The 19,073-nt window shown below is 35.1% G+C and carries 20 protein-coding genes; 4 read left to right on the plus strand and 16 right to left on the minus strand.

Going from position 1 to position 19,073, the window contains the following annotated elements; all coding sequences use genetic code 11:
- The 3 genes from CM19_RS12935 to CM19_RS06755 form a co-directional block, all read right to left on the minus strand.
- On the minus strand, positions 1–344 hold a 344-nt coding region (locus CM19_RS12935; RefSeq protein WP_052349412.1), incomplete at its 3' end, for a zinc ribbon domain-containing protein.
- 29 nt (positions 345–373) lie between these two features.
- Positions 374–1,369, minus strand: coding sequence for a transposase (locus tag CM19_RS06750; RefSeq protein WP_052349479.1), 996 nt, complete (start codon positions 1,367–1,369; stop codon positions 374–376).
- A 511-nt stretch (positions 1,370–1,880) separates the two neighbouring features.
- Positions 1,881–2,615, minus strand: a complete 735-nt coding sequence (locus tag CM19_RS06755) for a class I SAM-dependent methyltransferase (RefSeq protein ID WP_048099699.1) — start codon at positions 2,613–2,615, stop codon at positions 1,881–1,883.
- Between the two features lie 27 nt (positions 2,616–2,642).
- Between CM19_RS06755 and CM19_RS06760 the strand changes: the two genes are divergently transcribed.
- Positions 2,643–3,215: a hypothetical protein gene (locus tag CM19_RS06760; protein ID WP_048099700.1), complete on the plus strand. Its 573-nt coding sequence runs from the start codon at positions 2,643–2,645 to the stop codon at positions 3,213–3,215.
- Here CM19_RS06760 and CM19_RS06765 read toward each other — a convergent pair.
- The gene (locus tag CM19_RS06765; protein WP_048099701.1) at positions 3,210–4,079 is read right to left on the minus strand and encodes a LysO family transporter; all 870 of its coding nucleotides are present in this window, start codon (positions 4,077–4,079) and stop codon (positions 3,210–3,212) included. The genes CM19_RS06760 and CM19_RS06765 overlap by 6 nt on opposite strands.
- A gap of 23 nt (positions 4,080–4,102) precedes the next feature.
- On the minus strand, positions 4,103–4,348 hold the full coding sequence (locus CM19_RS06770) for an ArsR/SmtB family transcription factor (protein WP_048099702.1): 246 nt from the start codon (positions 4,346–4,348) through the stop codon (positions 4,103–4,105).
- Positions 4,349–4,641: 293 nt separating this feature from the next.
- Between CM19_RS06770 and CM19_RS06775 the strand changes: the two genes are divergently transcribed.
- Positions 4,642–5,067 carry a hypothetical protein gene (locus CM19_RS06775; RefSeq protein ID WP_048099703.1) on the plus strand — a complete coding sequence of 142 codons (426 nt, stop codon included), beginning with the start codon at positions 4,642–4,644 and terminating at the stop codon, positions 5,065–5,067.
- Here the strand turns inward: CM19_RS06775 and CM19_RS06780 are convergent.
- From CM19_RS06780 to CM19_RS06805, 6 genes are read right to left on the minus strand one after another with little or no spacing between them, the layout of a single operon-like run.
- Positions 5,047–5,613, minus strand: a complete 567-nt coding sequence (locus tag CM19_RS06780; RefSeq protein WP_048099704.1) for a hypothetical protein — start codon at positions 5,611–5,613, stop codon at positions 5,047–5,049. The two genes, CM19_RS06775 and CM19_RS06780, sit on opposite strands and share 21 nt — an antisense overlap.
- A 58-nt stretch (positions 5,614–5,671) precedes the next feature.
- Complete coding sequence (locus CM19_RS06785) at positions 5,672–6,739, minus strand: glycosyltransferase family 2 protein (RefSeq protein WP_048099705.1); 1,068 nt, start codon at positions 6,737–6,739, stop codon at positions 5,672–5,674.
- Between the two features lie 30 nt (positions 6,740–6,769).
- Complete coding sequence (locus CM19_RS06790) at positions 6,770–7,417, minus strand: hypothetical protein (RefSeq protein ID WP_048099706.1); 648 nt, start codon at positions 7,415–7,417, stop codon at positions 6,770–6,772.
- A gap of 5 nt (positions 7,418–7,422) precedes the next feature.
- A complete protein-coding gene (locus CM19_RS06795; RefSeq protein WP_048099707.1) occupies positions 7,423–8,061 on the minus strand; it encodes a TenA family protein in 639 nt (212 codons plus the stop codon).
- Entirely contained in the window at positions 8,058–8,774 is a 717-nt protein-coding gene (locus CM19_RS06800) for an SDR family NAD(P)-dependent oxidoreductase (protein ID WP_048099708.1), read from the minus strand. The genes CM19_RS06795 and CM19_RS06800 overlap by 4 nt, the downstream gene beginning before the upstream one ends.
- Positions 8,775–8,781: 7 nt before the next feature.
- Positions 8,782–10,725: a thioredoxin domain-containing protein gene (locus tag CM19_RS06805; RefSeq protein ID WP_048099709.1), complete on the minus strand. Its 1,944-nt coding sequence runs from the start codon at positions 10,723–10,725 to the stop codon at positions 8,782–8,784.
- A gap of 232 nt (positions 10,726–10,957) precedes the next feature.
- Between CM19_RS06805 and CM19_RS06810 the strand changes: the two genes are divergently transcribed.
- Positions 10,958–12,148 carry an RNA-guided endonuclease TnpB family protein gene (locus tag CM19_RS06810; RefSeq protein ID WP_048099710.1) on the plus strand — a complete coding sequence of 397 codons (1,191 nt, stop codon included), beginning with the start codon at positions 10,958–10,960 and terminating at the stop codon, positions 12,146–12,148.
- Between the two features lie 271 nt (positions 12,149–12,419).
- Here the strand turns inward: CM19_RS06810 and CM19_RS06815 are convergent, their stop codons facing one another.
- Positions 12,420–13,067, minus strand: coding sequence for an InlB B-repeat-containing protein (locus CM19_RS06815; RefSeq protein ID WP_048099711.1), 648 nt, complete (start codon positions 13,065–13,067; stop codon positions 12,420–12,422).
- Positions 13,068–14,125: 1,058 nt separating this feature from the next.
- Here CM19_RS06815 and CM19_RS06820 point away from each other — a divergent pair.
- Positions 14,126–15,211 carry an RsmB/NOP family class I SAM-dependent RNA methyltransferase gene (locus CM19_RS06820; protein WP_048099712.1) on the plus strand — a complete coding sequence of 362 codons (1,086 nt, stop codon included), beginning with the start codon at positions 14,126–14,128 and terminating at the stop codon, positions 15,209–15,211.
- Here the strand turns inward: CM19_RS06820 and CM19_RS06825 are convergent.
- From CM19_RS06825 to CM19_RS06840, 4 genes are all read right to left on the minus strand, one after another.
- Positions 15,177–16,406 carry a glycosyltransferase gene (locus CM19_RS06825; RefSeq protein WP_048099713.1) on the minus strand — a complete coding sequence of 410 codons (1,230 nt, stop codon included), beginning with the start codon at positions 16,404–16,406 and terminating at the stop codon, positions 15,177–15,179. The genes CM19_RS06820 and CM19_RS06825 overlap by 35 nt on opposite strands.
- Positions 16,403–17,053: a DUF5752 family protein gene (locus CM19_RS06830; protein ID WP_048099714.1), complete on the minus strand. Its 651-nt coding sequence runs from the start codon at positions 17,051–17,053 to the stop codon at positions 16,403–16,405. The genes CM19_RS06825 and CM19_RS06830 overlap by 4 nt, the downstream gene beginning before the upstream one ends.
- 48 nt (positions 17,054–17,101) lie before the next feature.
- Complete coding sequence (locus tag CM19_RS06835) at positions 17,102–17,455, minus strand: hypothetical protein (RefSeq protein WP_048099715.1); 354 nt, start codon at positions 17,453–17,455, stop codon at positions 17,102–17,104.
- A gap of 129 nt (positions 17,456–17,584) precedes the next feature.
- On the minus strand, positions 17,585–19,073 hold a 1,489-nt coding region (locus tag CM19_RS06840), incomplete at its 5' end, for a cbb3-type cytochrome c oxidase subunit I (protein ID WP_048099716.1).

Consider the following 19,073-nt stretch of genomic DNA (forward strand, 5'->3'; position numbering starts at 1 on the left):
AGGTTTTGATCCATACGTTTCACCCTCATAGAATCATAGCTAGCTGGTACTACCAGCCCCGATCCTCTCGTCCACGTATAGACCAGTGGGGTGGTCTTGCCCCAGCTTATCCCTATCCCTCTGGTGATCCCACCATCATTAGGACTCAGGATTATGGATATGTTAAACGCACCAACTAGGTCTGCATTAAATACTTTGTTAGATGTTGTACACTTAAACAAACCCCTTGAAACTCTTTTCCCGCATCCATTGCCGTGGATGGGACAAGTGGTTGAAGTGTATGCCTCGTTAACAAACTTAACAGTTATTCCGTGTTCTTCGGCAACATCCCTCAACTTTTCCATAACTTGTTTGTAAGACCAGACGTTAACAACTAGAAAGTTACCCTTTTCTGACTTATGTTCTTTGGATAACCAACCTTGATTAGAGAAACACCTTTGTTGTATAAGAATTCAGCAACTTTCCTTACGGTAGCGTCTATTATAGCGTTTAACTCCCTTTTCCACTTAATGTACAACCTCTTTATCTTATTTGAGAACGGTTGTTTGAACAAGGATAATAACTTCTGTTTCATACTTATCAGTTTCATGAAGTAGTACGAGATAGACTTCAACACTCTAGTCTTGATTAACACTTGTGTACCGTCTGATACATAGACAGCTAACAAGTTGTTTATCCCTATATCTATCCCACCTACTAAATTACCTTTTGACGTTAGTGGTACTTTCACCCGCTTACCCGTCTTTCTGTCAAGTTTTTCATTTGCCTTTAAGGTAATGTGGGCATACCACTTGTGCAAAACGGGGTTATATATTATTTCTAACCTCCCTTGTTCCCCTCTATAGTAAATTTCCCCATTGTATTTTATTGCCAAGTCTCTGAATTTCCCTAAATGGCGTAGTTCTATCTCTTGTTTCTCTTCATCTATCTTGTATTGGTCTTTCCTTAACACTATTATCAACTTCCTCTCCTTCTTGTCTTTCCAATAACCAGGTGGGTTTATCTTGTTGATGAATGGTGGTAGTAGTTTTTCCTCTTTCTTTGTTCTTAACAAGGAGAAGAATGAACTCCACGCCTCATTGTTCTTGTTTAATACTTGTTGTGCTGTTATTGTACCTATCATGTCCTTATACTCATTATACCACTTGTTATAGGTACCCTTGATATCAACACCATGTTCACCGTTAAAGAACTGTCTTCTCCTTTCATAGTTTACTTGGTTCCATAGTTTTGAACACAAGTTTCCTAGTTCTTTTAACTCCTCCTCTTGTTCTTTTGTTGGTATAAGTTCTACAGTTATGGTGCGTTTGAGGACTGGCATGGTAGGCATAGGGACTGATCCCTTACTACTCTTCTTAGGTTTACCCACCGTACCGTCCTCATTAGGAGTTACTCTCTACCTTTTATAAACCTTTTTTGATAACATCCCCGCTCTGAAGAGCGAGGCTTTCAGTTGTAACCAAACTGTTTCAGATTTTAAGATGGATAAAGATTTTTTAATTGATTTTATATATTTTCATAACGATTCTCATTGATGATATACACTGAAGAAAAGTGGAGTGATATGTCTGAAGGGATCTGTGCCTTTGATCCCGATTCCTTGATCCCACACTACAGGTAGAAGTCCTACCGTTGAATGTGTGGGTGAAGAGTAAGTCTCTAGAGAACTGAAATTCGCTAAATAGTGTAAAGATGTCCAAGGACAAAATGGATTTCCTTCCTAACAATATAATGAATCTTCTTTCAAACCTATGATAAGATAGAAGTTGTTTTATCTCCCTTTTTCTCTTTCTTTTTATGAACAATTCATTCTGACGTGCTTGCATCACAGTTCAGCAAAGGCCAATCTAATCATCTAAAAATAATTTTGTGTTATGAAATTAAAAAGCTGTAACTACTATGGTCATTTCAGGATCCGTTACATCAAATTTCTTCCAGGAATGACCTGAATAAACATCTAAAACCTTAAAACCTAATTTCTTAAGCATAGCAATAATTTCATGAAGACTATAATACCTTTGTGAATATTCTAGGGATCCAATAACTTCACCTTTCTGATTTTTATATATTCTTTTTATTTTCATTCGTGAGGAAAAGGGATCAAATACTGAATAATTCTCTACAAGGTACGGGGGTACAAAAGCGTAATAGTTCTCTGGCCTGTTGTAAATAATATAATCCCTGTTATCCAAATTAATAATTGCTATACCTGATGTTGAGTTTTTAATAGAGTCGAGAATTTGAAGGTCATCTTCTTCCGAAAGAAAACCTAAACTATTGAAAATATTTATGACTATATCAAACTTCTCATTTCCTATTACGCTTTTGAGAGATCTCATATCTCCTCTTAGAAACTTTCCCTTTTCTACGTTTTTCTTAGATAGAGAAATCATTTTTTCTGATATATCTACTCCTGTAATATCATAACCTATTTTAGATAGAAAGTATGAAACTCTTCCCACTCCACAAGGTACATCTAGGACTTTATTACCTAGGTTATACTTCTTTTTCAGCTGATCAATCCACTCTGCCCATTTTTTTCCCTCTTCCCATACTTTTAGGATTTCATTAATGTAAAAGTCTGTTTCAAATATACTAAAATAGATGTCACTCATTTTAATCCCTAAAATAGATATAACATCATGATATCTTTATTATTACCTATATTCTTATCGCTCATTACTCATTCCTTTGTGTTGTTTCATTCACCTTTAGTGTACAACGTCCAGGTTATAGATAATGGGACAATATATACTTATACTTATAATTTTACAGTTATAAGCAAAGGAAATAGTTGGATAGATTTTAACTTAACTATCTCCAGTATAGTGACTTATCAGGCATTACAGTATAATGTATCATCTTCTGATCCATATCCACTGCCCGTAAACTTTAACGCATTTAATATTTCAAACTTACATTATATCGGCAATATTACAGAAAACGGTAAAATGTTTGTTAAATATTACGGGATTTTCTCAATATGGGGTAAATATAAAGTGCCAGTAACCGCGATTTTTTATACAAATGGAACTCTCTATAGCGTGAGTGGTAAAAGTAATGGTTTATCTATAACAATAAGTCCTGAAGACCAGGTAATACATACTTCTTCGGCAGTACCCTCCACGTCTATTGGATATAATGTTATAATCATTATATTCGTAATTGCTTTACTATTAGGTATTATTTTATTGTTAAAAATGGGAAAATTATAACGAAAGTATTAAAGGGACAATTATTGGAACTATAAGTGTTAGAATTATTCCATTTATCATAGCTGTTAATCCCATATCTTTACCCAAAGTGGATACATAGATTCCTAAGGTTGTATCCATTGTTGTAGCTCCTCCAACTGCTATGGCTGAAAAAGGGCTATTTCTATATTTTAAAAGGAGAGGTACTAGCGCGAACGTGATTTGTTCTCTAAAAAAATTAGTTAAAAAAGCTATTAAACCATATATAGGGCCGTAATAACTTGCAACTGCTGGACCTATATAGGTATACCATCCCTCACCAAGCGATATAGCCATCGATAGTTTAGGAGAAAATCCAAATATAGCAAATATGAGTAATCCTGCTAAAATTGAACCGATAAGACTAACGAGAAGAGGAATTAGTGCGGATCTAAGCGAACCTAAAACAGACGAAATATTTAGTTCCTTCCCTAGATTAAAACCTATAATCGCAGCTAGAATGTATAGCTCATAGTCTATGATGGAATAATAAGGTAAGTTTAATCTAATTATATAGCCTAATATTATTCCTACAATTAATGGTAATATATACTTAACTTGGAGCCCTACTGAGTATTTTACCTTAGTTCTTATGTCAACCTTATAAAATATACCTACAACGTAAGTAATAAAAAAGATCAGTAATGAAAGAATTATTGAAAGGATCAACGTACTAGCTAGAGTGATACCCGAAATTATTTCCGCGCCGCCCCAAAAAGATATCGTGAAAATTAATGTAAGCACAATAATATCGCTGGCGATATTTAAATTCTTTCTAAAACCTTTTCCTATGATTAGAAAAACTATATAGACTGCGATAAAAAGGATACCGCTTGATATTTCCATCAAGATGTTAACTATTTACATGCTTAAATAAGTTTCATTACTTCTACATTTCTGCTTGTCTTATACAGATACTTATTTCCGCTCTTCATATAGCTAACTAAGCCTACTTTTTGGAGTAAGTCCAGATGATATTTAACTGTTGAATAGTTTAGTCCTAAACTCTTTGAAAGTTCATAAGCAGTGCTTGGATGTTGGTTTAACTCTTGAAGTATTTTTCTTCTAGTTTCCCAGCCCTTTCCTTCTACTACTTCATTAAGTTTGGCTATCATAGTTTTGTACTCGAATAGGTAAAAATAACTCTAAACATTTTAGTCTAATAAAAATCTATTTAAAGCCTATTGATTTACAGTATTACTTATTTTAAAGTATATTAAATCATTTTTAAGGTGTTACTTTTGATTGAAATAACCTTTTTTAACATCGATTAACATTTAAAAAAACTGTTTTAATATAGATCTAGTTAATTTTTAATTACAGCTTAAATTCCATACAGCTTAATATTAAAATTTTTTATATGAATTCTAAAATAGTTAATATATGAGTATTATCAAAGTATTATTTAATGGCAAGATTAATTTCAGTCTTAACTATAATAGCGCTGGCGATTTTACTGGGGGGTATAATTGTTGGAGATCTAGTTCTGCAAAACAATTCTTACTCATTTACCATTAACGTTAACCCTAAAAGCACATTGGTTACAACGATTAACTCTCCTGGTAAAGCTGTTGAGTTAAATTCCGAGAATGGTGTTAGCATCCAAGGTGATAACGTAGTAAACCTAGGAAATAAGGTTATAATACCTCCTTCTACCTACAATAAGATTGAACTTGTGAATAGTCAAGATTATACAGCTAAATTAATGGGAGAAATATTCTATGTTCCATCCTCTTTTTATCAGTTTCTATTTCCTATAATAATCCTTGCAATAGGAATTTTGGGAATCTCTTTAATCTTAAGATCTTTTAGCCTAGTAAAATCTAGAGGCTAACTTTACAGCTATATCCTCTTGTGCTTCTTTGATTTTATAATATAGGCCTAAGGCTCTAGTTAAACTCTTGATTCCTTCCTCCAGGCTTTGTCTTGAGAGAGGTCTCTTTATTTTTACTCCTATTCTTATGGAATCGTCAATCTCAATAAACTCAATGTTTTGACTTCTTAATACGTCATTTACTAAGTCAATGCCATTAAACCTTTCTAGGTTAAGATCTGGAGTAGTATATATCATACTATCCGAAATTATCACTGTAATGTATTCTCTCCAGTATATAGGTTTATAAAGAATTTCTCTAAATTTGTCTATCCACGATATTTTTTCGTTAAACGATAACGCTACATCTGTTTGCGGATTTGGAGGATATACCAGAACTCCATATGTGTCAAATTCCTTCACAATATATGTGCCATCCTTTCCAGAAATAACATTCCAATCGTTTGAGGACTTAATTTGATACTTGGAGATAGAGTCACGAAATTCATAGACATTAAAGTGTATTTCCACCATAATATCAGAGGTGGTTGTGTCATCATATGTCAATAGTGCTCGACCTCATCATTAAATGAGATAATTGGTATACATGTATAAATTCTTAATATTATTTGACTCCCTTACTTTGTAGTATGTATTTTTTGTCTCTCCATATTACTTCGCTCTTATTCCAGGTATAAATTAAAACGAACCAAGCTAAAAATAAGGCAGGGACTGACATAAGACTAGGAATTAATGATTTATAACCTAAGCTTCTTCCTCTTAATAAGTTCTTTATAACCCAGAGAACAAAAGGTGTTAAAAGAACAAGATTTACAGTTAAAACAAATCCTAACAATAGTATACTCATTAAAGAGCCAATAACTAAAAAGGCTTTTGCACCTCTATAGGAATATATTTTAACTGTGAGCACTTGCCTCTGCATCCACTTAATAAGAGAGTTTTCGTTGTAGATGTTTAAAGGAATAGCCTCGCCTATAAATCCTATTTTACCTTTTCTCTCTTTCACTATTCTAGTTAATGTGCAATCATCACACCATTCTGAAGATAACTGATCTATAACGTAGTCGTCAAAGAATTCCCTTTTCATAGCCATACTTCCTCCCCAGAGAAACGTACCATTAAGTGCTTGGGACTCAAATCCTAAGGTCCAGAATCCTGCTCTGAATAGGTTTTTCAAAGATAAGGAGATAGGGGAGGCGAAGGAAAAAGTCGTTGTAGCCATATAGTTTTCTAAAGGAGATACGATTCTATTTAACCAATAATTAGGATAGAAAGTATCTGAGTCGCCAAAAACCACCACTTTCCCTTTACTTTTCATTAGGCCTGAAAGTTGTGCTCTAATTTTTCCGCTACACGTGGTACAGTGATAATCTGAGTAGACTATTGTAATTCTATACCTAGAAAGAATATCTTCGAGTTCTTTTGCCTTTGGATCGTCTCTATCTAAGACGTAAATTAGCTCGTAATTATCGTAGTTTTGCCCAAGAAGTGATTTTACGTTTTCTTCAAAACCTGGATCTAATCCCCTTACTGGTATAATTATACTTACGAAATCGCTTAAAGATCCTTTATGGCCAAAGAACTCTTTATTTTCCCTAATAATCTGATATATTATACCTAAACTAAACAAGATAGAGAAAATGTCTAAAGCTAGCAATACTAGATACTCCATTAAAGCTTAGAGAGTATGATGCTATTTAATCTAAACTGTCAAGGTTCTCGAAAAGAAACTTAATATTTCTTTGTATTTCGGATCCATTGTCTGTATTTTTCCAAGTAGATTTCGAAACTTAGCTTCTGAAGCGATCCAGTTCTCACAATCTAATGACCAAAAGAAATCTGCTTTCATCTCATCCAACCAATATACTTCTCGTAAACAAGAAGATGAAGAAAAGATGTCAAGTCTTAATCTCCTTTCACTGGTAAATCCGGGTCTATCCTTTAAAAATTCCCTTCCAAGGTCATATTTCACCTGGTTTATGCCAAAATCTAGGAGACTTCTGGGATCTAAGTTGAGGTTTTCTATTCCTTGCAGGAGAACTGTAATCAAATTGACAGGTATCTCGTAGGTGTTTTTCAACTCCTCTATATCCCTTTTAGTATCATAACTAATTTTCCTCAATATATCACTAATTTGATCTCTAGCTTCGTTTCCTCTCTTCACTGTTAAGTTATGCATGTCAACTAACCTCCCATTAGAGAAGGAAATTCTATAATCCTTAGTGAATACTGAAAGACTGATTCCTTGGTTATCTTTAATAGTATTAAGAACATTTCCCCTACTGTTTACTCTTGATTCTAACTTATCGTAATTGCATAGAAGATACACGCTTAATTCGTTTATCCACATTGTTGTTACCCCATGATATCTGTTCTATCCTTTCTCAGTGCGGAATCCCAGAACATTATCTCGAAGCTAATGCTATTAGAAAATGGTTGAACCATATCTTCAGAGAAGGGAATTGAGTCTATTGCTTCAAGAATGACCTCCACTCTCGATTTGTAGTCTTCTGAGGCATAAAAGGTTGCCCAACTTGAATATAAATGATCTGGCGAATTCATGGTATATTCGCCTATTTCAGAATATCCCCACATACATGGTAACCAGGCTGAGAGAAATAATTTCCAACTTTTTGTAGAATAGTAATAGAGATGCCTTGTATAAGCATAATTTACTAAAGTATAACCAGTTCTCTTAATCTCTTCCTCTGTTATATTAAGCTCCGAGTGAATTTTTTTGTGTACTTCCATTCCTGAATCTCTCCCGAAGATTACAGATCTTAAGATCTTTTCACTATCTTTGAATCCAGCTAGAGATGATGCTCTTATCACGCTATCTATCATCATCTCTACATACTTAGAATCCTGAATAATGTAAAACCTGAATGAGTCTTTATCTAAAGTTCCTTGTCTAAGCATTTCCACAAAGTTATGTCTAACGTATTGTTTCCACTTATCCTCTAATAATGCTTTTAATCTTTCGCTCGTCTTCATTTAAGTCTTGCACCTCCATCAATCGGTATAACTACACCGTTTATCCATTCGGCCTCATCTGTCATAAGCCACATCGCTATTCTAGCAAAATCCTCTGGAGGGGCTTTTGGATCCCCTAATTTTCTTAGTGATCTCCAGTCTCTAGCTGGCTTAAACTCTCCATCAATCCAACTAGGCGCTATCCCAACTACCCTAATTCCTCTCTCAAGTAGTTCTGATGCAAGTACTTCAACAGCTTTTGCTGTACCTGCCTTTCCTATTCCATAGGATAATTGTGTGGGGAGTGACTTATCTATTCCTCTCATCGCTGAAACGAGAACTATTGAAGACCCTTGTCTCATATATTTTATCGATGCTGAAATTACATATATTGGATATTTTATATGGTTATCAATCATCTGATCTAGAGCTTTAGGATCATCTATTGTGTCCTCCTCATAACCCCCTATAAGAATTGCAACTGAATCAATTCTTTTTAGCTTATAATACGCCTTTTCTATGATCTCTTCAGCATCTTTCTGGTTCCTTACTCTTCCTAGAATATAGTCTATTTTCCCATATGCGCTCAATGTTTCAGAAATTTTCTTTAGTTTTTCTTCATTTCCGGAGTTTATTATAACATTAGCCCCTTCAGTCAGACAGAAGTACGCTAGGGCGTACCCTAGTCCTTCGCTTACACCTATTAAAAGAATAGCCTTATTTTTAAGTCGCATAAGAAATTTATGTAAGCTTAGTTTTAAGCAATTGTTTAATGGATTCTTTATCCATAACAGGTTGGCTGCATGTATTTCCTATACATATAAAAGCCCTACTTCTTCCCTTTCCGGAATTAAACATTGCCCTAATAATAGGTGTTACTCTGTCCCTTGATTCCTCACTCACTTTCTCAACTACCTTGAATGGATGATATACCTTAAGTGCGGTTTCATGAAGCTGTTTAGCGTTTCCATCTTTTTCGTCTATTATAACAACGTGTGCAATACCTCGAATAAGAGAGCCAGCTGAAGTTAATATTCCAGAAATAAAGGAAGGATCCGAATTTACCAGTTTTCTAATTAATCCTTCATTTAATTGAAAATCATTATCAATTACGGATAACTTAATTAAAGATCTTATAGCCAACGAATTCGGAGATTCGTTGGGCATATCAAGGAAGGAATAATCGTTAAAATCCTTAGATTCTACAAATCCATCTGAAGTCATAAAGTCTTTTACTTGTTTACCTAGATCAATCATCGAATTATAGAACTTTTCCTCACCTGTAACCTCATATGACGCTAACAAGGCTAAAAGTGCAGAGCTATAATCCTCGAGTAAACCGTCTTTACCTCCGCTTAATCTCCTTGTTACTTTTCCTCTAATGTTTTCAGTTATTTTCAAAGAGAAAGGATCTTTAACGGATAGAATTAGCACTTCAGATAATCTAAAATTCGGATAAGAATAAGTATTTGTATCATAATTAGGTTTTTTTCTATTTTTCTCTCTATATTCTAAGAGCTTCTTTCTTATTTCCCTAAGGTACTCTAATGTAGATTTTACATCCTTTCCAAGTTCCCTAGATAGATCCCTAATATCCTTTGACACTTTTAGTACTTTTCTGCCCTCTACTGTACCTCCATCCTCATGAAATCCAAAGATCTTTAGAGCTTGTTCATCTTTACCTATCGCATCAATAAATTCGTCTTCAGTCCATGTATAATATTTTCCTTCAATATCCTCACTATCTGCATCAATACTGTTGAAGAATCCGCTCTCCCCCATCATTTCCCTTCTTATAAATTCATAAGTTAAATCAAATGCTTCTTTTATCTCTAAACTACCGCTGGCCAAGTAAAAGTTATAGTAATCTTCAAGTAATTCTGCATTATCTATAAGCAGTTTTTCAAAGTGTGGTATCCACCATTCTCTATCTGTAGCGTACCTATGAAAACCCCCTCCGGCCTGATCAAATATTCCGCCTATAAACATCCTTTTTAAAGTAAATTCTGAAAGTTTCATGCCTATATTATCTCCAGTCCAAGCGCTATAAGCTAACATAAATTTGTCTACTGTAGGATGAGGGAATTTCATCCCATTTCCCAGACCTCCAAAATCAAAATCGTAAGCTGAAGAAATTATAGAGAAAGACGTGTCGATTAAATCAAAGTTAATCTTTTCTACAGTTTCCTGTGTGAATAAATTTATACTTAAAGGAACTGAATTGGTATTAATTTTATGTTTGTCTTCTTTCCAAATTTTTATAATTTGAGAAAGTAATTTTTTAAATCCTACTCTTCCATAGGAGTCATCGGGAGGGAAAAATGTGCCTCCAAAGAACACTTTCTCATCTGGAGTCATAAAAACTGTAAGAGGCCAACCAGATTCTCCAGTAATCTGCGAAACTAAATTCTGTAGTTTTCTATCCAACTCAGGCATCTCATCTCTATCTACTTTTATTGGAATAAAGTTTTGATTAATGATGTTTGCTATATCTTTATTGGAATAAGTTAATTCATCCATTACATGGCACCAGTGGCACCATGACGCGCCAACATCTATGAGTAAAGGTTTATCTTCAGTTCTAGCATCTTCGAACGCTTTCTTTGACCATATTCTCCAGTTAACCGGCTGATTCAAGGCTTCTCTTAGATATGCACTTTCACATTTTTCGAGTTCACTTACCATACTATTCTCTTATCACAAGAAATTATAAACGGTGTTTAATTAGATTTATCTAAAACATTAAGTGTCAATTAGGCTAGGGAAATCACTCAATAATTATCTCATTTAGATGATGTAAAATTAAAAATATTATTTATTTTATAATAATATTTATTAATAATGTTGACAACTACTCAAGCCTCGCCTTTTAAGGCGGGGTTATTTTTTAAAAGCTTTGATCTATGTGGTATCTTATATGTCCTCCGATGAAGGGGTACTAACCAGGACAATAATCCTAAAGGTTAGCCCAGAGGAGGACATCAACTTCTCAAAATGGAAGACCGCGACAAACCTAGTTTTAAAGTGGTTTCTACATAAAGCAGTTTGGACTAAAAGAAATGGGGAGTACACAATCTCATTAAACAAAGTACAACAAGTGTGGTACAAGGAGTTAAGGGAGAAGTTTGGTTTCTCATCTTACCAAGCAATAGCTTGTTTAAGACAAGCAATAGCGATAGCTAAGAGCTGGATGAACAACCCAAACAAGGAAAGGGAACCTAGGTTAAGGAAAGACGTTTTGTGGTTGAAGATTGACGATATCAAAGAGGTAAACAAGGAGTATGTTGAGACCTCGTCTTATGGTAAGTTAGTTGTTGAAGGGTATTCAAGTACTTTTGATGAGGTTAAGGAATGGAAGAGAGGGGAAGCAAGACTAATGAAACAAGGTGATGAGTACTACTTGCACGTAAGCTATGAGAGAGAAGTTGAGTTACCAACACCCTCGAGCAACGCTATCGCAGTTGATATTAACGTTAAGGAAACTGTATACGGTGATGGAAAACACGAGAGGAGGGATGAAACACCTGTAGAAAGATTAATAAACAAGAGAGGATATGTGTCGACCCTTCAAAAGAAGTATCCATCTTGGAGGTCTCTAAAGAGGGTGTTGTTAAGGATAGTCGCTGTGTACAAGAATATCCACGATTCTCTTGTCGATTGGGCTAGAAAAGAAGCTATCAGGATTGTCAACTACGCTAAACGGTTAGGTAAGGACACAATAATACTAGAGGATCTAAACGGACTGAACGAGAGACAGCCTGATCTGAAGAAGTCTTGGAGGGAGAGGTTCCAGTACATGGCTTACCGTACTCTTCAAACTTGGATATCTTGGGAAGGGTTTAAGCACGGTATAGCTGTTATCAAGGTACCAGCATTTTACACTTCAACTCGTTGTCCTTACGACGGTGAAGAAATGGTTGAGGTTGGACACAGACTCTTTAAGTGTAAGAAGTGTGGTTTTCAAGCTGATAGGGATTCTATTGCAGTTTTAAACTTATTGCGTAGGGGGATTTCTGGCGACCCCAACAGCCACCACAGTGAGGGGTCAGTGAGACCCCAGAGTGGTGGAACCGATGAACCGCATCTGAAGGGAACCATCTCCCTTTAGGGCGGTGAGGACGTCAGTTCAATTATGATAATGATCCCCTCAATGTCCATCATGAAGTAGATCTTATACGTTCTATGGCTGTAAGTAAGTTATATGTTACTTCAACGTAATTATGTCTACCAGATACAGAATCTAGTATGACCTGACAACGTTATCTTACTCAGATCCTTAATTTGGTAAGTCTAGCTTTAGCTGATTGATAGAGTTGTGAATAACTTAAGCCTACTTATCTCTTAACGAGTATTAACAGTAACGTGTTGATTTTCATAATTTATATGTTTTCTCTTTTATTTTTCCAATAATATATTATTCCCATTAAGACTATTACTCCAATTCCCAAAAGAGGAGAGAGATTAAGGCTAAGATCATGGGGAGGAGTTTTAGTAAAGGATGCAATTAAACAAGTAGAATTATAAGGCATGATATACATTACAGGATATGACGTATTATCGTTCCATTTATAAAAGGAATATCCACTACTTGGCTTAGCCGTTATCATTATAGTTTGCCCAGCGATAACTCTAACTGTATCATTTTTAACATGGATAGTTGTACCATTTGAAAATCGTAATATAATACTACCGTTTCCTATACTCTTTACACTAACGTTAACAAAGTCAGGTATTTGTTTTATTATAATATGAGTTGTCGTTATAGGATTAAAGAAATAAGTCGAAGTACAATTACCATTTATTAAGTATTGACTTCCAGCCTGAATTCCGTAGACCTCTAAATAGATTGTTGTATTAGGTAAATTTATTGTTGTATTTCTATCAATAAGAGTAACATTATTTAAGTAAGAAATAAGAATAATACCATTTCCCTCTAGCGTTATATTAACAGGAATTGCCGAGAAAGAAGAGATCTGTAAAAGAGAGAATAAAGCAAAAATCAGGACTATTACTCTTTGAAGTCTCATACTTTCCTAGTTTTATTATATTTTACACACTCACTTCCGAGTGTATTGGCTTCATTTTTAATGTAAAGGTCAAAATTTTCTTTTCTAGAAGGGAAAAATTAAAAAAACGCATTAACCGTAACGCAACAGTAAGATAAAAATGCTGATCTTAACCAAGGTCAATATATTCCCTACAGACTCAGAGTAGACGATTGTAGGTGATCTGATTAACATAAGTGAGAAAGATATCAACTACTTCCTAAGGTGGAAAAAACTCGAGAGTTGATATTTTGATGATGTTAACGGGAGTTATGCTACCAGTAGTTATAGTAGGTATAGCTATTGCCGTAGTTAGCAGTTTCGCTTAACTCTTGACATTTTTATGAGTGTCGCAATTTTTTCTTTCAAAAGTCATGTATATTTTAAAAACAAGTTCAACTTAAGTCCCAGATGTAGGTACATAGTTCCTATTTAGGAACAAAGAAAGTTTTTTGAATACAGGTGTTAGGTTAAAAATTATGGATAGGTAAACATTAGCATAAATATCCTCTTTAAAGTTGTGCGGGTTTCCCCAAGTCCCTGAGGTTTCCACGAGACTTTGGAGATGTAGATATGTTACCGTTTGTCCCTAAAGGGTACCTTGGGGTCATTTAGTGTGTTTCAAGATACCCTCTAGGGACTTTCTCCTCACCCACACCTTCATCAATAGCACAGCTACTTCCAGTGTGAGATCACAGGGCATTGGACTCAACGGCACGGATCCCTTTAGACATCACCCCACACCTTTGTGCAGTGCACAGCATCACTGTGGGATTCATCACAAAAATTTCTTAAAACACATTTAAGAACCTTTTGTTACCCTAGAATCAGAAACAGTTTCATGACTCCGTGAATGGGCATCATGATGTGCGTTAACCTAGAATGCGGTTAAGCCCAAGGCTTTGCGGATATGCCAATAAGTGTCTGTGAAACTCAAAACCAAAAAGTTTAAGGATATGATGATAAATCTTGATTAAAATTGAATGATGAAATATCCTAGTCCAGCTGAACTTTTAGCTAACTAGAGTAAAGAAAAATGAATGGAATGTAAAAAGCTAATTGTTGAAGGCATACATTTATCATTAAAAGGGTATTCTCCGGAGAAATCCTTCGATTCTGCATTTAAGCTATATCCTTGCGGAAATAGAAGAGAACAATACGAGGAGTTTCTAGCATATCTAAAAAAATACATTTGTCTAAAAGGTATATATCCTGGTTATGAGATTTCAGAGGTTTTAGAGAAGGCTGATGATAATTGTTATTTATCCTTTTCCTTGCCAAATTGGATTTACAGTAGACTGTTTGCCCTTCTAGGTAAAGAAGGAATAAAAGGATTATTTAAAAGGAAAAGGTGGATAAGGATAAATACACTTAAAGTTGATATAAATTCTGTAAAAACATCGCTATTAACGCAAGGTATTTCTTTATTACCTACAGAGTTTTCGTTTCTTTTCGAAGTAGACAAAAGGGTTTCTTATACCGACCAATTTAAGGGCGGATTAGTAATTCCTCAGGATAAATCTAGTGTAATAGCAGTCTCTTTTTTAGATCCTAGAGAAGGAGAAAGAATTCTTGAAATAGGATCTGCTCCTGGAGTAAAGACTTCCTTAATTCAACAGATTACAAGAAATAGATCATATGTAATTGCCATAGATATATCTGAAAAGCGAATTAGAACGCAAAAGGAATTAATGATATTGTGGGGAGTAGAAAACGTTGATCTGATAGTTGCTGACGGACTTCATCTTCCAATCAGAAAGGTTGATAAGGTCTTTATAGACGCTCCGTGTTCCAATAGCGGTACATTGAACGTGGATCCATCAGTTCTCTTAAGAATAGAGAAGAAGGATATTTTAAGACTCTTTTCTATTCAGAAGGCCATACTTAGAGAAACACAAAGGCTAAAAACAAAGGTTGTGTATACAACATGTTCTCTTTTCCCAGAGGAAGGTGAAAAAGTAGTTGAGGAATTTGAGGACTATCTTGTTCCAATTAAAAATTGTGGACATGAAGGTTATAGGAAAAGTAGGGTTTGGCTTAGGGTTTTTAGAACATATCCTCACATTGATGAATCGGAAGGTTTCTTTATAGCTAAGCTTGACTTTTCCTCAATTCCTCAGGCATAGTTCTTTCGGTAACGTAGAGCATAGTCTCCATGTATTGTGTCATATGTCTAGTTATTAGGAAGTTGTTCTTTACATGTATTCTAGCTCTTTCACCAATTTCATTAGCTTGATCAGCATTCTTAATTGTGTGTATTATGTAGTGTGCAGCCCCTTCTATACTATTAACTAGATAACCTGTTATGCCATGAATTATTTGTAGAGGAATACCTCCAGTTCTTCCACCAATTACAACTTTACCTTTCCACATTGCTTCACTAACTGTTAAGCCAAAGCCTTCTTTTATAGATTTCTGCATAACTACAGAGGCACCGGTCTGAAAAGCGTTTATTTCTAAATCGCTGTAAGGAGGCAACATTAGTAAATAGATATCTCTATCATTTTCAGCTTCTTTTACGGTTTTCTCGTATACTTCTTGTCCTTCTGGATCATCAGAGGCAGGACTCCCTACATAAGCTAGTTGCAGTTTGCCTAGGTGTTTCCTAGCCTCCTTAAATGCTTTGATAGCTCCAACTGGATCTTTTGCATAATCAAATCTAGATACTTGAACTACTAGAGGTTTATCATCATTTATACCGTATTTATGTAAAATTCTTCTTACCGTTATCTCTTTAAGAGGTTTATTTTTGACGCTTAGCGGATCAATAGATGGTGGAATTAAGAACTGAGGAATATCTACATCGTCTCTAGCAAAAGCCGGAGCTGAAATTACCATAGCGTTATACTTTGATATTCTTTTTTTGAGAAAATCCCAAACCGGTGGATAAGGATTTGAAATATCTATGTGACACCTAAATATCCATTTTCCTTTCTTCTTAAAGTCTATGAGACCGAGTGGCTGTGGATCGTGGATCATTATTATATCGTAGTCTAAAGGAACTTCTGAGGCGTTAATTGCTTGCCATTTATCGTAAGTTTCAAACGCTTTTTCTGGGAGAACTCCGACTCCGTTTTGCAGGGAATTATGAAAGGATTTAGTAACCTTAAAGAAGTCTTCCTCCCCCCTTATTACTTTCCAATCTACATTAAGTCCAAGATCTTTCATAAGAGGTACCATTCTATTGAGTATTTCGGCTACTCCTCCGCCAGCCTTAGTCGAATTTATGTGTAATATTGAAAAGTCCTTCAATCTTTCAGCGACTTTATATATAGCGTAAAGTTCATCTTCTCCAATAATTTTTTCGTATTTCTCTATCATAGTAACTCATCCTCGAGCATTTCAACTATGTCATTTCTGAACTTTTCTTCATCGGTATATGTCTGAGGATCTATTGCGGATAACTTTTCTCCCAACTCAATCAATCCGAAGTTTTCCTCTAACCAATTGCTTAGTTCATTCGTTTTTGACTCTCCAATAACTCGCTTGTAAACAAAGTGATAAAATATTGATCTTGCTGGAACGTTTCCTATAGCATCTAAGAACTCTGATAAAGTAGTAACTTCTAGCCCTAGAGGATATATAACTGGCTTGCAACTTATGAAGATAAAAGGATAATCTCCCTTTCTATCAGTGAATCCTTTTGCCATCAGCTGAATTAACTCCTGCCTTATATCCTCTATAGTGAGAGGTTCACCTCCTTGAATGTCAGCTATAATCTCGGCTAGATCTTCATCGTGAAGAGAATCTCTCAACCAAAAAGCAAAGTCATTCGGTAAATCCTCAGGTACTACATGAGATGAAAGTATAGGATGAAAAATATGATAGAATATTGAAAGCTTATCCACTTTAGATATGCCTTCAAGAAGTTCCTTAATATTGTTAGCTTTTATCCTTGTATATGTCGGTGGATAATAAGCCGCGTAAAACTTGAATGGAATACCCTTACCTTTTGAATCAAGGTTCATAAGATATATATTCGAAAAAACTTAAAAATTTATTTTTATAACGCTATTTTATTCTGGATAAGCCTCAGCATACACTTCTTCATTAAGTTCTTCCGTTGCAGCTGACTTTAGTTCGTTTAGGTGTTCTAATACTTCCTGGAGGCTATTATATTGTGTCTGAATATACTTTAATCTACCATAAGACATCATATAGGATCCAGGGCACAAGAACTGGTTTTTGACTACTATGGCATCTGCACCTATATCTAAAATAACGCTCATTGTAGCCTCTTTACTCATATTGTATGCAGGGTTCTCGTATTGCTCTACTACTTTCTTCTCGTCATCAATTATACCTATGATTTCAGCTTCCTCTAGTGGTCGTAATTGTTGTTCCTTGTTATATGTTACAGCTATTTTCATATTCCCAATGGTACTTAATCTTTGTCGCTTAAATATATTAGCTTATATATTTCCGTAATCCATTTTTAATTATTCTATATAATATCTAAATATTTAAAATTTAAAATAAAAAGTAAGTTAAGAGAAAAGTTATTTAATGATTTCAAGATTTTTAATTTTCTTAGTAAATGATTTTGCCTTAACTAATATATTTGAGGGAGAAATTCCTTTAAGTGAAATCCCTTCACTTCCTAGTTGCATTGCGACAGTTGATACTACATCTCCTACTGATAATCCCTCAACGTTAGCATTTCTTCCCTTAAGTAAAGTAAGTACTAAGTTGCCTAACCAAAGAAGCGTAGCTAGATCTGCAATAGCAGCTCCTATTGCTGAAACTACCTCTCCTGCAACATATGTTGGAGTTAACGGGTATATTTCAGCTCTTCTAACAAGTCCAGCTAACCCGATATCCATGAAACCAACATCAACCATTACTGTGCCAAGCATATAGCCTATCATATGAATCCATCCCATCTTAGCGGAGTACCACATTTTACCCGTAATCATTGGGACAACATAGTAGAGAGTGGCAAATCCTGCAGGGACAATAGACCAGAAGATCATTGCGTGGAAATGAGCAGGGACCCACATACTGTTGTGAATAATGGAATCAAAAGCTAGATCGGCGTTTGCTATTCCTGTAACTCCTGCACCTATAGCTCCTGCAAAGCTTATTGCTATCCATACAGAGATTAAGTTAGGCTTAAACGTTGCACCTTTTACAGTAGCCCACAAGTTAAAGAACGTTAGCATTGATGGAACAACTACAGCATACGTAAGAACTTCTTGAAGAATCTTAACTGAGACTGGCAAGTCTACCATGTATAAGTGGTGTATTGGTACGTTATTCGAGAATATTAGATAAAGCAATGCAGCTACTCTAGCCATCTTGTCGCTATATAGTGGTTTATTCGCTAACATTGGGATCAAGTAATACATTGACGCTATTGCTGGCATCCATACAATGTACACTATTGAATGCCCTAAAATCCAAAAAGCAATTTGATTAGCTATAGGATCTAGTCCTACAATTCCGTAGTAAGCTAGTATATCCCATGTATTTGCAGCAGTTTCTCCACTCCAACCTATCGCTATCATTAAGGAAGTCATTAAAGCAAATACTGCAAATATTGGAAGTTTTTCTTTCATCCCCCTACTCGCTATGTAGTAATGATATATTAACCAAATAACGAAGATGTAAGTTCCTATATCCATCAGCTCGTAACCTATGAACCAAAGAGGGCTGACAACATATTGGGAATAATTAGGGATACCAATGGGATTCATGTAATACCAACCAGTTGCGCCAAAGTAGTTATCATTAAATGATGGAAATGCAACAATTGGTCCCTCAAGTAGCATAAAAGAGATGTTAAATAGGATAAAACCTATGTTTAGGAACCATTTGGCCTTTGGTTGTAAGTTTAATAATCTAAACGAGAGGAAGATGAAAAGAGCTACTTCTAGTTGAACTGCAAAGCCAAACAGATCTCTAACTCCGTGAAGGGTTATTGATCCGTAGTATTCCTGAGAGGTAATAACTAAGCTTTGCGTTAACCCCCAAGAAGCTTCCTGTATT

Source organism: Candidatus Acidianus copahuensis (assembly GCF_000632495.1).
Classification (GTDB): Archaea; Thermoproteota; Thermoprotei_A; order Sulfolobales; family Sulfolobaceae; genus Acidianus; species Acidianus copahuensis.